The sequence below is a fragment of the Nocardia suismassiliense genome (assembly GCF_900269665.1).
Lineage (GTDB): Bacteria > Actinomycetota > Actinomycetes > Mycobacteriales > Mycobacteriaceae > Nocardia > Nocardia suismassiliense.
Window position 1 is genome coordinate 1,045,774 of sequence record NZ_LT985361.1, and the last position, 14,049, is coordinate 1,059,822.

Below are 14,049 nucleotides of genomic sequence, written 5' to 3' on the forward strand. Positions count from 1 at the left end.
GAGAATCTCGCCGGTCGACCATTCCACCTTTCTACGTGATGGATGTCTGGAAAGCTGCTGCGCAACGGGCTCGAACCCACGGCGATGTGCTCATGCTGGCCGCCGGGCAGCCGTCGACCCCAGCGCCCGCGCCGGTGCTGCGCGCGACGAAATCCGCGATCGAGGCCGAATTGCTCGGCTACACCGAGACTTTCGGCATCCTGCCGTTGCGTGAGGTGATCGCCGCGCATCACACCGTCACCTACGGCTACGCCGTCGACCCGGACGACGTGGTGATAACGACCGGTTCGTCCGGCGCGTTCTCGCTGATCTTCCTGGCCGCTTTCGACCCGGGGGACACCGTGGTGGTGGCTCGTCCCGGCTATCCCGCCTACCGCAATACGCTCACGGCGCTCGGCTGCCGCGTGGTGGAACTGGATTGCGGTGCGGAAACCAGGTTCCAGCCGACCGTCGCCATGCTGGAGGCGCTGCCCGAACCACCGGCGGGGCTGGTGGTCGCGAGCCCGGCCAATCCGACCGGCACCATGATCGCGCCCGTCGAACTGGCCGCGCTGGCGCGCTGGTGCGAGGCGCACGGCACGCTGCTCATCTCCGACGAGATCTACCACGGCATCACCTACGACAGCGGCGACACCGGAACCTCGTCGGCTTGGGAAACCTCGCGGGAGTCGGTCGTCATCGGCTCGGTGTCCAAGTACTTCTCGATGACCGGCTGGCGGCTCGGCTGGATGCTCGCGCCGAGCGGCTTACGCCCCGCCTTGCAGCGGCTGGCCTCGAACCTCACCGTGTGCCCGCCCGCGATCTCGCAGTACGCGGCGCTGCACGCGTTCGGCGCCGAGGCCAAGGAAGAGCTCGACGGCCACGTGCGCCGCTACGCGATCAACCGGCGGATCCTGCTGGAGGGTCTGCCGAAAATCGGCATCACCGACCTGGCTCCGGCGGACGGCGCGTTCTACGCCTACGCCGATATCGGCCACCTCACCAGCGATGCGCGCGCGTGGTGTGCCGACGTGCTCGACCACACCGGTGTCGCGCTCGCGCCGGGTATCGACTTCGACACCATGCACGGAAATCGCACAGTTCGCTTCTCCTTCGCGGGCGCCACCGCCGACATCGAGGAAGCGGTGGTTCGTCTAGGGCACTATCTCGGTAACAGATAGTCGTGTAAGGCAACAACTTTCCGCAGTTCGGCACCGTAGCGGCGCGGATACGGTAGAACATCGATGGTTGCTTTTCCTCGCTGATTTCCCCTGGAAGAACTGATGACGACTGGCACGATGGCACGGTGATCACCGCGACGACCCCGAAAGGCGAACGGCGTCGCCAGGCTCTGGTAGCTGCTGCCGCCGAGTTGTTGCTCGAAGGTGGGTTCGAGGCGGTGCGACACCGTTCGGTCGCAACCCGCGCCGACCTTCCGCTCGCGTCGACCACCTACTACTTCGAATCACTGGAAGATTTGATCGCGCGGGCGGTCGAGTTCAGCGGCAACGTGGAACTCGACGCGATGCGCCGCCGGGTCGGCGAGGTGAGTCACCGCCGCCGCGGCGCCGAGGCGACCGTCGATCTGGTCCTCGACCTGCTGGTCGGGGTCGACGGGCAGTGGCACGACGAGGGCGCGCGCGGGCAGTTGATCGCACGGTACGAGCGGTCGGTGGCGTCCGCGCGGCACCCCGAGTTACGGGAGGTGCAGTTACGGCTCCGCGCGCAGCTCGACGAGTTGCTCGCCGATGTGCTGCGCCGCTCCGACCGGTTGGTGCGGCCCGAGCAACTGCGCAGACTGGTCGCGGTGGTCGACGGCGCGGTGGTCGCGGCGCTCACCGAATTGGAGCCCGAACCGCGCCGAATGGCCCGTGGGGCGCTGCTCGAGGTGATCGACATCGTCGCACCGCCGACGCCCCAGCAAGCGGACCGTTTCCGCGCACTAGACTGACAAGACGTGAGCCTCGTCCCGAACGTCCTTGCCACTCGGTATGCCAGTCCTGAACTGGTTCAGCTGTGGTCGCCCGAGCACAAAATCGTGCTCGAGCGGCGACTCTGGCTGGAGGTGCTGCGGGCCCAGTCGGAACTCGGCATCGACCTGCCCCCGGGTGTGCTCGCCGACTACGAGCGGGTGATCGACCAGGTCGATCTGGCTTCGATCGCCGAGCGCGAGCGGGTCACCCGGCACGACGTGAAGGCGCGCATCGAGGAGTTCAACGCGCTGGCCGGGCACGAACATGTGCACAAGGGCATGACCAGCCGCGACCTCACCGAAAACGTGGAGCAGCTGCAGATCCGGCTCTCGCTCGAGCATGTGCACGCGCACGGCATCGCGATCGCGGCCCGGCTCACCGAGCGGGCCGCCGAGTATCAGACGCTGGTGATGGCGGGTCGCTCGCACAATGTCGCGGCGCAGGCCACGACGCTCGGCAAGCGGTTCGCCTCCGCCGCCGACGAGTTGCTGATCGCGCTCAGCCGGGTGCGTGAGCTGTTCGACCGGTATCCGCTGCGCGGCATCAAAGGTCCGATGGGCACGGCTCAGGACATGCTCGATCTGCTCGGTGGCGATCCGGCCAAGCTGTCGCAGCTCGAGCAGCAGGTCGCCCGGCACCTGGGGTTCGCGACCGTGCTCACCAGCGTCGGCCAGGTGTATCCGCGCTCGCTCGACCACGACGTGCTGTCCGCGTTGGTCCAGGTCGGTGCCGGTCCCTCATCGTTCGCGCACACCATCCGGCTGATGGCCGGGCACGAGCTGGTCACCGAGGGCTTCCAGCCCGGCCAGGTGGGCAGTTCGGCGATGCCGCACAAGATGAATACCCGCTCGTGTGAGCGCGTCAACGGGCTCCAGGTGGTGCTGCGCGGATACGCGTCGATGGCCGCCGAACTGGCCGGCGCGCAGTGGAACGAGGGTGACGTCTTCTGCTCGGTGGTGCGTCGCGTCGCGCTGCCGGACGCCTTCTTCGCCATCGACGGCATGATGGAAACCTTCCTCACCGTGCTGGCCGAATTCGGCGCCTACCCCGCCGTCATCGCCCGCGAACTGGACCGCTACCTGCCCTTCCTCGCGACCACCCGCATCCTGATGGCCGCTGTGCGCGCCGGCGTCGGCCGCGAAACCGCCCACGAGGTCATCAAGGAACACGCGGTGGCCGTGGCCCTCGCCATGCGCGAACAGGGCCGCGAACCCGACCTGCTCGACCGCCTCGCCGCCGACCCCCGGCTCCCCCTCGACCGCCCCGCCCTCGACGCCGCCCTGGCCGACAAGTCCGCCTTCATCGGCGCCGCCGAAGCCCAGGTCTCCGACGTCATCGCCGCCGTCCAGAAACTGGTCGACCAGCACCCCGCCGCCGCCAACTACACCCCTTCTCCAATCCTCTAGCGGGAGCGGTGATTTCGCCGCGAATTCGCTAGCAGGTGTCATAGCCGACCGGTATCGTCCCTCGGTGGCCATTCACGCGTTCGTGGACGAATCGATTCGTCGGGACAGGTACATCCTTTGTGCTGTCTTGATTCCCGNGAGGTGGGGTGTGATGGGGTGAATTTCTTTCTGGCGGACGGGGTGACGGCGGGGCAGGAGGTGTTTCATGTGCATCTGCATGTGATCCCGCGGACGCCGGGGGACGGGTTCGGGTTGCGCGGGCGGCCGACCAGTCCGCGGCGGGCCGATCTTGATTATCTGGCCGGGTCGATTCGCGGTGCGCTGAACAGTTCGCCCGGAGCGCCCTGAGTCGACGCCCGACCGGATGATTGCTGTATGAACGCCAGCTCGCGTCATCCCTTCCCCGATAACCCGCGGTGAGTTACCTTTAAAAGCCGTTGGGATGCGGTGATGGAGGTGTGAGCATGCGTCGAACACCAGTTGCTGTGGCAGTGCTGACCTTGGCTCTAGCGTTACTCGGCCCAGCCGCCATCGGGCCTGCTACGGCCTCGGCCGCGCAGATCGAGCGGGTCGACAACCTGAGCCCGACGCGCGCCGCGGTGTTCATCGACTCGCCCGCGATGGGTCGCACGGTGCAGGTGCAGGTACTGCACCCGGCGGGCGGCGGCCCACGCCCCGCCTACTACCTGCTCGACGGCCTCGATCCGGGCCGCACCCAGAGCACCTGGACCAACGCCACCGACGCGGAGCGCTTCTTCGCAGGCTCGAACGTCAACGTGGTCCTCCCGGTCGGCGGCCAGGCCAGCTACTACACCGACTGGGCCGCCGACGATCCCCAATTCGGCCGCTACCAGTGGGAGACGTTCCTGACCGAGGAACTGCCGCCGCTGATCGACGGCTGGTTCAACGGCAACGGCGTGAACGCGATCGGTGGACTGTCGATGGGCGGCAACGCGGCCTTCATCCTGGCCGCCCGCAAGCCGTGGCTGTATCGCGCCGTCGCGGGTTACAGCGCCTGCCCCGACACCGGTCTGGCCACGGGCGGGGTGATGTTCTCGATCGCGAACCGCGGCGGCAACCCGCTCAATATGTGGGGCGCTCCCGGCAGCCCGGCTTGGGCCGAACACGATCCGGCGCTGCTGGCAGAACGCTTGCGCGGCAAGACGATCTACCTGTCCAGCGGCACCGGTATCCCCGGCCAGCACGAGCTGGAGATCAAACCTCAACTGGCAGAGAACATTTTCCTCGGCGGCCCCGTCGAGGTCGGCATCAACACCTGCGTGGTCGCGTTCGAGCAGCGGCTGCGCAGTCTCGGTATCCCCGCCCGAATCGACTACAGCGCCACCGGAACTCACTCGTGGTCCTACTGGCAGGACACACTGCACGCGTCCTGGCCCACCATCGCACCGGCGATCGGAGCGTGACGCCCTAGCCAGGCGGCGATCCAGCCCCGAGGCATCCGGCCGGACTTTGCGGCAGGCCCTAGGACCTGCCCGCATTGAGCACGACAATCGCGATCTGCACCCGGTTCTCGGCACCGAGCTTGGCGAGCAGTCTGCTGGTGTAGGACTTCACCGTCGCCACGCTCAACCGCAGCTCCTTGGCGATATCGGAGTTCGACAGACCACGACCGATAGCCTCGGCAACATCGCGTTCCCGCTCGGTCAGCGCACTGAGCGCGTCGCGGGCCTGCCTGCGCGCCGTCTCCTCGGCGCTCGGCCCAGCGGTGGCGACCGAGATCAGTTGCGCGGTAACGCTCGGCGACAGCATCGGCCGCCCCGCCGCGACCTGTTTTACCGCGGCGACGATCTCCGCGGGCGGTGTGTCCTTCAGTAGGAACCCGTGCGCCCCGATCCGCAACGCCCGCAACACCATGTCGTCGGCGTCGAAGGTGGTCAGCACGACCACCCGCGGCGGGTCGGCCAGGCGCAGCAGTTCGCGGGTGGCGTCGAGCCCGTCCCGCACCGGCATCCGGATATCCATCAGCACGAGGTCGGGTGACTGCGCGCGGACCAGCGCGACCGCCTGTGCGCCGTCGGCGGCCTCACCGACCAGTTCCAGCTCCGGATCGCCGCCGAGGATCAGGGTCAGCGCCGAGCGAGCCAGCGGCTCGTCATCGACGATGATCACCCGGATGCGCGCACTCACCGGTCGCTCGTCGCGACAGCCGCAGGCCACGGCAGCACCGCCCGGAGATGAAAGCCGCCGGCCGCATCATGACCGTAATCCAATGTGCCGCCGACCAATTCGGCCCGCTCGGCGAGCCCGAGCAGGCCGTAGCCGGACGACGGTAGCGCGAAACCAGGATGCAGCGGCGCGGAGTTGCCGACATCGACGGTCAAGTCCTGGCCGGGCCCGCCGTCGATGCGCACCCGGACCGGCGCACCGGGAGAGTGCTTGCGCGCGTTGGTCAGTCCCTCCTGGGCGATGCGGTACGCGGTGCGCGCACTGGTCGCCGGGAGGTCGGCGGTGGTGGTGTCGATGATCGACACGTCCATGCCCGCCGCGCGTGCCTCGTCGACCAGGCGGGTGAGATCGGCGAGCGTCGGCTGCGGCGGTTCCGGGGTGCCGGTGAGCGCGTCGTCGCTGGTGCGCAGCACGCCTAGCACTTCACGCAACTCCTGCAACGCGAGATGGGCGTTCTCGGCAATGGTTTTCGCGGTAGCGGTCGTCTGCTCCTTGGTCAGGTCGGTGCGGAAGCCGAGTGCGCCGGCGTGCATCGCCACCACCGAAATCCGGTGTGCCAGCACGTCGTGCATCTCGCGGGCGATGCGGTGGCGTTCGAGCAGCCGCGCCTCGGCGGCCCGTGCGTGCTGTTCGCGTTCGGCGGTCTCCGCACGAGAGCGCAACGACCACACCAGATCTCGCCGCGCACCGACCGCGAAGCCGACCGCGACAATGGCCGCGACCCCAGCCGTGAGCACCGACGGTCCATACCAATCCGGCTGCACGTCAGGCTTTTTCGGGTAGATCAGGCTGTTGGTGAGCAAGCCGGTGCCGATGCAGACAATGGACAGCGCGATCGTCTCGGGGTAGCGCCGCCGGGTGGCCAGTGAACACAGCACCAGTGCCGCCGCGCCATTGGAACTCACCGACGCGGTCGACAGCACCAGCACGATCGCCGCGATGGCGACCGGGTATCTGCGCCGCAAAAAGGTGAGCAGCAGACACACCACGCCGAGCAGCGGATCGCCGATCTGGAACCAGGTGAGCAGCGCCCCCTCGAGCGGCGCCGTCTCCGTCCTGGTCCCGGACCACGCCACCAAGCCGATGACCACGACCGCCGCCGTCCGCCAGGCATGCGACCAGAACCGCAGCGGCGGCGCCGACGACGGAGGCGTGGTGGACATGCCGTGACTGTAGGTGGCGGCCGAACACCCGCGCATCGCCCTGCAGGGCGAATTCGGATCGACCAAAGGATGAATCACCCGTCGACCGTCGGCCGATGTGCGATGACCGACGCCGCCACCACCATGAGACGCGCACTGCCAGCCAACCGAGAAAACGGAGAACATGATGGGCAAGAACGCATGGGTCGGACTGCAGATCGTCGGCATCGTGGTGATGGTCGCGTCCGCCCAAGCCGTGATACGCCTCCTGATCGACCACAGCAAATCCCAGGTGTGGGGCCTGCTCGACTGGGTCCCCGGCGGCTGGGGCGGCCAACTCGCCGTGCTCGTCGTCCTCGCCGCGGGCGGAGCCCTGCTCGCCGACCGTGCGAACCGCAAGGTGAAGCTGCTCGAAGCCTGACCGCGCGGCGACCGGCTCGAGCAGCGGTGTTGCCGGGTCCTGCCGGGACGGGCGGGGGTCGCGCCGCTACGGTGGAGCGCATGGCTCTCGACAGCGGTACCGGAACGATCTCAGACCTCGACGGGGCGGCGCCGCCGATCGCCAAGACGGTGCCCACCGAACGCGTGCATCACGGCGATGTGTTCATCGACGAGTACGAGTGGCTGCGGGACAAGGAGAACCCGGAGGTCATCGCGCACCTCGAGGCGGAGAACGCTTACACCGAGGCGCAGACGGCGCACCTGGCGCAGCTGCGTGACTCGATCTTCGACGAGATCAAGGGGCGCACCCAGGAGACGGACCTGTCCGTGCCGACCAGGATGGGCGACTACTGGTACTACTCGCGCAGCTTCGAGGGCAAGCAGTACGGCGTGCACTGCCGGTGCCCGATCGCGGCCGACGCCGAGGGCATCGATGCCTGGACGCCGCCGCAGCTCGAGGCGGGCACCGAGGTGCCCGGCGAAGAGGTGCTGCTGGACAGCAACGTGGTCGCCGAGGGCCACGACTTCTTCGCACTCGGCGCGTTCTCGCTCAGTCACGACGGCAACCTGCTGGCCTACTCGGTGGACACCGTCGGCGACGAGCGCTACGTGCTGCGCTTCAAGGACCTGCGCACCGGCGAGATGCTGCCCGACGCGATCGCCGAGACGGCGCCGGGCGCGACCTGGTCGCTGGACGGCACGCACGTCTTCTACCAAACCGTCGACGAGTCCTGGCGTCCCGACACCGTGTGGCGGCACCGCCTCGGCAGCCCGACCGCCGCCGACGTGAAGGTGTTCCACGAGCCCGACGAGCGCTACTGGGTGAGCATCACCTCTACCCGCTCGGAGAAGTACCTGATGATCTGGGTCGGCTCCAAGATCACCACCGAGGGCTGGGTGCTCGAATCCGATGATCCCGAGGGCGAATTCCGCGTCATCCTGCCGCGCCGTGAGGGCGTCGAGTACTCCGCCGAGCACGCGGTGGTCGGCGGCGAGGACCGCTTCCTGATCCTGCACAACGACGTGGTCGACGGGGTGAAGGCGGAGAACTTCGTGCTCGCCGACGCCCCGGTCGCCGACCCGGCGAACCTGCGGCTGCTGATCGAGCACCGCGACGACGTGCGGCTGGAGGATATCGACGCCTACGCCGATCACCTGGTGCTGAGCTACCGGCGCGAGGCGCTGACCCGGGTCGCGGTCTGGCCGCTGACCGAGAGCGGGTACGGCGAGCGGCGTGAGCTCGAGTTCGACCTGGAACTGTTCGCGGTGGGCGCGGGTGCGAACCCGGAGTGGGCGCAGCCGACCCTGCGCATCGGGCTGACCTCGTTCATCACGCCGGTGCAGGTGTTCGACTACGTCCCGGCCACCGGCGATCTGCTGCTGCGCAAGGAGCAGCCGGTGCTGGGCGGGTACGACGCGAACGACTATGAGCAGCACCGGGATTGGGCGGTCGCCGAGGACGGCACCCGGGTGCCGATCTCGCTGGTGTGGAAGAAGGGCCTGCCGGTGGATGCACCGAAGCCCTTGCTGCTCTACGGATACGGCTCCTACGAGGCGAGCATGGATCCGTCCTTCTCCGTCTCGCGACTGTCGCTGCTGGATCGCGGCATGGTGTTCGCGGTCGCGCACGTGCGCGGCGGCGGTGAGATGGGACGGCTCTGGTACGAGCACGGCAAGACCCTCACCAAGAAGAACACCTTCACCGACTTCGTCGCGTGCGCACGGCATTTGATCGACACCGGCGTCACCGCGGCGGACCGGATGATCGCCGACGGTGGTAGCGCGGGCGGGCTGCTGATGGGCGCGGTGGCGAATCTGGCGCCGGAGCTGTTCACCGGCATCCTGGCGAATGTCCCGTTCGTCGACCCGCTCACCTCCATCCTCGACCCGTCGCTGCCGCTGACCGTCATCGAATGGGACGAGTGGGGTAACCCGTTGGCGGACAAGGACGTCTACGACTACATGAAGTCCTACGCCCCGTACGAGAACGTCGAGGCCAAGGACTACCCCGCCATCCTTGCCATCACCAGCCTCAACGACACCCGTGTGCTCTACGTCGAACCGGCCAAGTGGGTCGCGAAGCTGCGCGCCACCAAGACCGGCGACGCACCGCTGCTGCTCAAGACCGAGATGAGTGCGGGTCACGGCGGGGTGAGCGGGCGCTACGAGAAGTGGAAGGAAGTCGCCTTCGAGTACGCCTGGGTGCTGGACCGGGTCGGTTTGGCCGGCGCGTAGGCCGAACCGAAGAGAACGTGTGTCAGGGAGTTCGTCGCGCGGTCATCCGGCCTGCATGTTCAGTACATCTGCCCCTGGCACCGTAGGTTCATGAACGCTGAGCTGATCGTCTCGATTTCCGGAATCAGGGACACCACTCGGGATGCGGCGATCGAGTTCGCCGCCGAGATGGATCAGCGGGGGGTGCCACTGTCGCTATTCGTGGCACCCCGGTTGAAGGGCAAATACAAGCTGGTCGAGGACCCTGCGACGCAGGCGTGGCTGCGCGGACGCCGGGCGCGCGGCGACGCGATCGTGCTGCACGGCTACGACCAGGCGGCGACCAAGCGCCGCCGCGCCGAGTTCGCCACGCTGCCCCGGCACGAGGCGCGGCTGCGGCTCACCGCCGCGGATCGGGTGATGGAGCGGGTGGAACTGCGCACCCGCCTCTTTGCCGCGCCGCGCTGGGATGCCTCCGCGGGCGCCATCGAGGCCCTGCCCGAGGTCGGCTTCCGGGTCGCGCTCGGGCTCACCTCGATCCTGGACCTGGAACACAATGTGGCGCAGAAGGTTCGGGTGTACGGCATCGGCGAGGGTTTCCGCGCCGAACCGTGGTGGTGCCGGGCCATGGTGATGGGCGCCGCGCGGATCGCGCGCCGCGGCGGCCTACTGCGCCTTGCGGTTTCGGCCGCCCAGCTGGAGCGGTCCGGGCCGCGCCAGGCCATGCTCGACGCCGTCGACCTCGCGCTGTTCCACGGCGCCGCCGGTGCGGTCTACCGCTGGGAGCCGCCCGCCATCGCCCGTGCGGCCTGAAAGATGTTGCGGCGTGGTGTGGTCGGGCACCGCGGCGTAGCGATCGGCGCCATGAGCGCGGCCGATCGGCGCCGCCGCTCGCGAATGGCGTAAAGCGGGCGGCGGCGCTCCCGCCCATACACAGGCACGATCAGGCAGGCTCGATCTGCTCGTCGGGCACCACCGCCGTCGCGCTGTGCGTGAAACCACCCGCTTCCTGCTGGGTGAGCGAGGTCGAAAACGGATGCCGCGCCAGCTGTTTCAGGCATCGGTCGAAGTCGGCCACCAGCAGATCAGCCATGTCGACGGTGAAGCCATGCCGGATCACCGCCCGCATGATCGTCTCGTGCTCTCGGTCTGCGGGCAGCGGATAGGCGGCGATCAGCCAGCCCCTGCTGCGCAACCGATCCGACAGGTCATACAGGTTGAACCCGGCATCACCGCTGGACCGCCACGCCACGGCGGTAATGCCCCGGTGTGGATCGCCGTCGTGGATCATCTCGAACACCCCGAGGTCGCGCAGGCCCGCGGCCAGGTGCCGGGCGGCGCGGTAGATGGCCGACTGCACGCGGGTGTATCCGGTCCGGCCGAGCCGGATGAACTCGTAGTACTGCGCGATCGCCTGCCCGCCGGGCCGGGAGAAATTGAGATTGAACGTACCGACACTGCCGCCGAGATAGTCCACGTCGAAGATCAGCTCAGCGGGCAGATCGGCGGCCTCACGCCAGATCGCCCAGCCGACACCGAGCGGCGCGAGCCCGGTCTTGTGACCGGAGGCGTTGATCGATTTCACCCGCGGCAGCCGGAAGTCCCACACCAGGTCCGGCGCGGTGAACGGCGCGAGGAAGCCGCCGCTGGCCGCGTCCACGTGGATCGGGATGTCCAAACCGCTCACCTCTTGCAGCCGGTCCAGCGTGCGGCTGATCCCGGCGACGTCCTCGAACAGTCCGGTGAAGGTCTGCCCGAAGGTCGGCACCACCATGATGGTTCGCTCGTCGCAGTAGGCGGCCACGTCGTCCGGATGCATGGTCAAACGGTCTCCGCGCAGCGGAATTCGGCGGATCTCGACATCGAAATACCGCGCGAACTTCTCCCAGCAGACCTGCACCGGCCCGCACACGAAATTGGGTGTGCCGGTGCCGCCGCGCTGCCGCCAGCGGAACTTCGCCGCGAGCCCGCCGAGCATCGCGGCCTCGCTGGACCCGGTGGTCGAGGTGCCGTGCGTGCCGGCCGGGTCGGGACAGTGCCACAGGTCGGCGATCATCCGGACGCAGCGGCGCTCGAGCTCCGCGGTCTGCGGGTATTCGTCCTTGTCGACGATGTTCTTGTCCAGCGACTCGGCCATCAGCCTGCGCGCCTGGTCGTCCACCCAGGTGCTGCAGAAGGTCGCCAGGTTCATCCGGGAGACGCCGTCGAGCATGAGTTCGTCGTGCACGATTTCGTAGGCGACCTCGGCGAACAGCTCGTGCTGCGGAAAGCCGGCCTTGGGGGCGACCCGGCTCATGCCGGGTAGGGCGAACAGGTCGTCGGAGTCTGCGCGGTCGGGCATCGGAGGGCCTCCGGAGGGTCGGCGGGCTGGTACCGAACTGCAGTCGCTCACCACCCTCACACATGGACGGCCCGGCGGCCGCTGTCGGCGCCGGTAAGTCGGGCGACACGGACTGCTCGGTCGACTACCTTCAACCTTCGAGCTGAGCGGTTCGTGCCACAGTGCGCAAGCGGCGCTACTGCCGGACCGTTTCCGTATCCGGGTGCGCGACAAAAGCGCGACGACACGAAGAAGTGAGGCGCTGGCCATGACCGACGATTCCCGCACCGCCGAGCTGCGCAGCAAGGTGGCCGCGCTCATGCCGCAGGCGAAAACCGATCTGACGCAACTTGTTTCGTTCAAGTCGGTGGCGGATCCGCGCCAGTTTCCGCCGGAGGAGTGTGAGCGGGCCGCGCAGTGGGTGGCCGACGCGTTCGCCGCGGCGGGGCTGACCAGGGTGGGGTTGCACGAGACACCGGACGGCAGCAAGGCCGTCATCGCCGCGCGTCCCGGGCCGCCCGGCGCGCCGACGGTGCTGCTGTACTGCCACTACGACGTGCAACCGCCGCTGGACCCCGCGGCGTGGCGTACGCCGGTCTGGGAGCTGACCGAGAAGAACGGCCGCTGGTACGGCCGCGGCGCCGCGGACTGCAAGGGCAACATCGTCATGCACCTCACGGCGCTGCGCGCGCTGGGACCCGACCTGCCGCTCGGCGTCATGATGGTCGCCGAGGGCTCCGAGGAGCAGGGCACCGGCGGGCTGGAGCGGTTCGTCGAGGCCAACCCGGATCTGTTGCGTGCGGACACGATTCTGATCGGCGACTGCGGCAACTTCGCCGCAGGGGTGCCGACGCTGACCGAAACGTTGCGCGGCGGCGTGAGCGTGATCGTCACCGTGCGAACCATGGCGGGCCCTTTGCATTCCGGCATGTTCGGCGGCGCCGCCCCGGACGCGCTCGCCGCGCTGATCCACCTGCTCGCCTCGCTGCGCGACGCGCACGGCAACACCACGGTCGCCGGACTGCAGCACGATCAGCGCTGGTCCGGCGTGCAATACGGGGAGGACCAGTTCCGCACCGACGCCGGTGTGCTGCGCGGCGTGGAGCTGATCGGTGACGGCTCCGTCTCCGACATGCTCTGGGCGCGACCGGCTTTGACGGTGCTCGGCATCGATGTCCCGCCAGTGGTCGGTTCCACCGCCGCCATCCAGCCCTCGGCGCGCGCCCGGCTCAGTCTGCGCATCCCACCGGGCACGGATCCGGAGGAGGCGCGCAAGGCACTCTTCGCGCACCTCGAGGCGAACACACCGTGGAACGCCGAACTCACCATCGAGCTGGACGGCATCGGCGCACCGTTCCGGTCCGGGAACGGCGGTCCGGCCCGCGAGGCGATGGAGGCGGCGCTGGCCGCCTCGTACGGCCGCGCCGCCACCACGCAGGGGCAGGGTGGCTCGATTCCGCTGTGCAACGTCTTCGCCGACACCTACCCCGAGGCCGAGATCATGCTGCTCGGGGTCGAGGAACCGAAGTGCCTGATCCACGCCCCCAACGAGAGCGTGGACCCCTCGGAGATCGAGCACATGGCACTGGCCGAGGCGCTGTTCCTGCTGAACTACGCCGACCGAGCCGGCTAGCAACGGCGGCCACCTGTCGTCCCGGCGGCGGCCGAGAGGACAGGTGGCGCACCGGAAGTGCTAGAACTCGCGCTGGTCTTCCGGCTCCACCACGGTGAATTCCGTTCCGGCGGGACCCATCTCGGACAGCCTGCCGAAGTAGATGCCCTGTGCCTCCGGCGCGATGATGCCGTAGTGGATGGGCAGCGCGGTGCGCGGCGCGACCGCGCGCAGGTAGTCCACCGCTTCGCTGAGTTTCATCCACGGCGCGGCCGCCGGGACCGCGAGCACGCCGACCGGGACCGGCGGCACCCACAGCGAGTCGCCGGGGTGCACCAGCTGTGCCGGATCGTCCGGGCTGCCCAGCTGGAACACGGTGTTGTCGACGACCGGGATCTCCGGGTGGATCACCGCGTGCCTGCCGCCACCGCCGGTGATCCGCAGGTCGCCGAGGGTGAGCACGTTGCCCGCGTGCACCGCCTCCCACCGCTCGCCGCGCTGCTGCGCGGTCTGCGGATCGGCCAGCAGCCGGGCGCCGGGATTGGCGTCGACCAGGGCCTCGATCCGGTTCGGATCGATGTGGTCGGGGTGCTGGTGGGTGATCGCGATGGCGTCCAGACCGGTGAGCCCTTCGAAACCGTGCGAGAAGGTGCCGGGATCGAACAGCACCTTCTTGCCGTGTAGCTCGACGAGCAGGCAGGAGTGGCCGAAGTGAGCTATGCGCATCCCGCCATGCTATTGCCGGACTGCTGCCGCGGCACCCGGCGAATTTGGC

General features: G+C 68.6%; 12 protein-coding genes and 1 pseudogene. 9 read left to right on the top strand and 4 right to left on the bottom strand.

The genetic code is table 11. The features are described 5' to 3' along the window. Window positions 1–38: 38 nt before the first annotated feature. From DBO33_RS04790 to DBO33_RS04810, 5 genes and pseudogenes are all read left to right on the top strand, one after another. Entirely contained in the window at window positions 39–1,160 is a 1,122-nt protein-coding gene (locus DBO33_RS04790; RefSeq protein ID WP_407670470.1) for a pyridoxal phosphate-dependent aminotransferase, read from the top strand. A gap of 125 nt (window positions 1,161–1,285) precedes the next feature. Next, a complete protein-coding gene (locus DBO33_RS04795) occupies window positions 1,286–1,930 on the top strand; it encodes a TetR/AcrR family transcriptional regulator (protein ID WP_107653948.1) in 645 nt (214 codons plus the stop codon). A 6-nt stretch (window positions 1,931–1,936) separates the two neighbouring features. Continuing rightward, window positions 1,937–3,358, top strand: coding sequence for an adenylosuccinate lyase (gene purB / locus DBO33_RS04800; protein WP_107653949.1), 1,422 nt, complete (start codon window positions 1,937–1,939; stop codon window positions 3,356–3,358). A 153-nt stretch (window positions 3,359–3,511) separates the two neighbouring features. Next, window positions 3,512–3,706, top strand: a pseudogene (locus DBO33_RS04805) (HIT family protein); the annotation flags it as partial. Between the two features lie 116 nt (window positions 3,707–3,822). Then, window positions 3,823–4,782 (top strand): alpha/beta hydrolase, encoded by a 960-nt coding sequence (locus DBO33_RS04810; RefSeq protein ID WP_107653950.1) that lies wholly within the window; start codon window positions 3,823–3,825, stop codon window positions 4,780–4,782. A 58-nt stretch (window positions 4,783–4,840) separates the two neighbouring features. Here the strand turns inward: DBO33_RS04810 and DBO33_RS04815 are convergent, their stop codons facing one another. Both DBO33_RS04815 and DBO33_RS04820 read right to left on the bottom strand, forming a co-directional pair. Then, a complete protein-coding gene (locus DBO33_RS04815; protein ID WP_107659984.1) occupies window positions 4,841–5,506 on the bottom strand; it encodes a response regulator in 666 nt (221 codons plus the stop codon). Next, entirely contained in the window at window positions 5,503–6,708 is a 1,206-nt protein-coding gene (locus tag DBO33_RS04820) for a sensor histidine kinase (RefSeq protein ID WP_107659985.1), read from the bottom strand. Before DBO33_RS04820 ends, DBO33_RS04815 begins: the two co-directional genes overlap by 4 nt. Before the next feature lie 166 nt (window positions 6,709–6,874). On the opposite strand from DBO33_RS04820, the gene DBO33_RS04825 reads away from it, so the two are divergent. The 3 genes from DBO33_RS04825 to DBO33_RS04835 all read left to right on the top strand — a co-directional run bounded on the left by DBO33_RS04825 (window position 6,875) and on the right by DBO33_RS04835 (window position 10,155). After that, window positions 6,875–7,108 (top strand): hypothetical protein, encoded by a 234-nt coding sequence (locus tag DBO33_RS04825; protein ID WP_107659986.1) that lies wholly within the window; start codon window positions 6,875–6,877, stop codon window positions 7,106–7,108. A gap of 80 nt (window positions 7,109–7,188) precedes the next feature. Next, the gene (locus DBO33_RS04830) at window positions 7,189–9,363 is read left to right on the top strand and encodes a S9 family peptidase (RefSeq protein WP_107653951.1); all 2,175 of its coding nucleotides are present in this window, start codon (window positions 7,189–7,191) and stop codon (window positions 9,361–9,363) included. Window positions 9,364–9,453: 90 nt separating this feature from the next. Further along, the gene (locus DBO33_RS04835; protein ID WP_107653952.1) at window positions 9,454–10,155 is read left to right on the top strand and encodes a DUF2334 domain-containing protein; all 702 of its coding nucleotides are present in this window, start codon (window positions 9,454–9,456) and stop codon (window positions 10,153–10,155) included. A gap of 130 nt (window positions 10,156–10,285) precedes the next feature. Here DBO33_RS04835 and DBO33_RS04840 read toward each other — a convergent pair whose 3' ends face one another. Beyond that, window positions 10,286–11,683, bottom strand: a complete 1,398-nt coding sequence (locus tag DBO33_RS04840; protein WP_107653953.1) for a glutamate decarboxylase — start codon at window positions 11,681–11,683, stop codon at window positions 10,286–10,288. Window positions 11,684–11,930: 247 nt separating this feature from the next. Here DBO33_RS04840 and DBO33_RS04845 point away from each other — a divergent pair, with 247 nt between their 5' ends. Further along, window positions 11,931–13,295: a dipeptidase gene (locus tag DBO33_RS04845; RefSeq protein WP_107653954.1), complete on the top strand. Its 1,365-nt coding sequence runs from the start codon at window positions 11,931–11,933 to the stop codon at window positions 13,293–13,295. A gap of 60 nt (window positions 13,296–13,355) precedes the next feature. Here the strand turns inward: DBO33_RS04845 and DBO33_RS04850 are convergent, their stop codons facing one another. Further along, the gene (locus DBO33_RS04850; RefSeq protein ID WP_107653955.1) at window positions 13,356–14,000 is read right to left on the bottom strand and encodes an MBL fold metallo-hydrolase; all 645 of its coding nucleotides are present in this window, start codon (window positions 13,998–14,000) and stop codon (window positions 13,356–13,358) included. Window positions 14,001–14,049 lie beyond the last annotated feature (49 nt).

Coding starts and splice junctions, on each gene's coding strand:
- DBO33_RS04790 (WP_407670470.1), top strand. CDS start 39: ATGGATGTCTGGAAAGCTGCTGCGCAACGGGCTCGAACCCACGGCGAT.
- DBO33_RS04810 (WP_107653950.1), top strand. CDS start 3,823: ATGCGTCGAACACCAGTTGCTGTGGCAGTGCTGACCTTGGCTCTAGCG.
- DBO33_RS04820 (WP_107659985.1), bottom strand. CDS start 6,708: ATGTCCACCACGCCTCCGTCGTCGGCGCCGCCGCTGCGGTTCTGGTCG.
- DBO33_RS04825 (WP_107659986.1), top strand. CDS start 6,875: ATGGGCAAGAACGCATGGGTCGGACTGCAGATCGTCGGCATCGTGGTG.
- DBO33_RS04830 (WP_107653951.1), top strand. CDS start 7,189: ATGGCTCTCGACAGCGGTACCGGAACGATCTCAGACCTCGACGGGGCG.
- DBO33_RS04835 (WP_107653952.1), top strand. CDS start 9,454: ATGAACGCTGAGCTGATCGTCTCGATTTCCGGAATCAGGGACACCACT.
- DBO33_RS04840 (WP_107653953.1), bottom strand. CDS start 11,683: ATGCCCGACCGCGCAGACTCCGACGACCTGTTCGCCCTACCCGGCATG.
- DBO33_RS04845 (WP_107653954.1), top strand. CDS start 11,931: ATGACCGACGATTCCCGCACCGCCGAGCTGCGCAGCAAGGTGGCCGCG.
- DBO33_RS04850 (WP_107653955.1), bottom strand. CDS start 14,000: ATGCGCATAGCTCACTTCGGCCACTCCTGCCTGCTCGTCGAGCTACAC.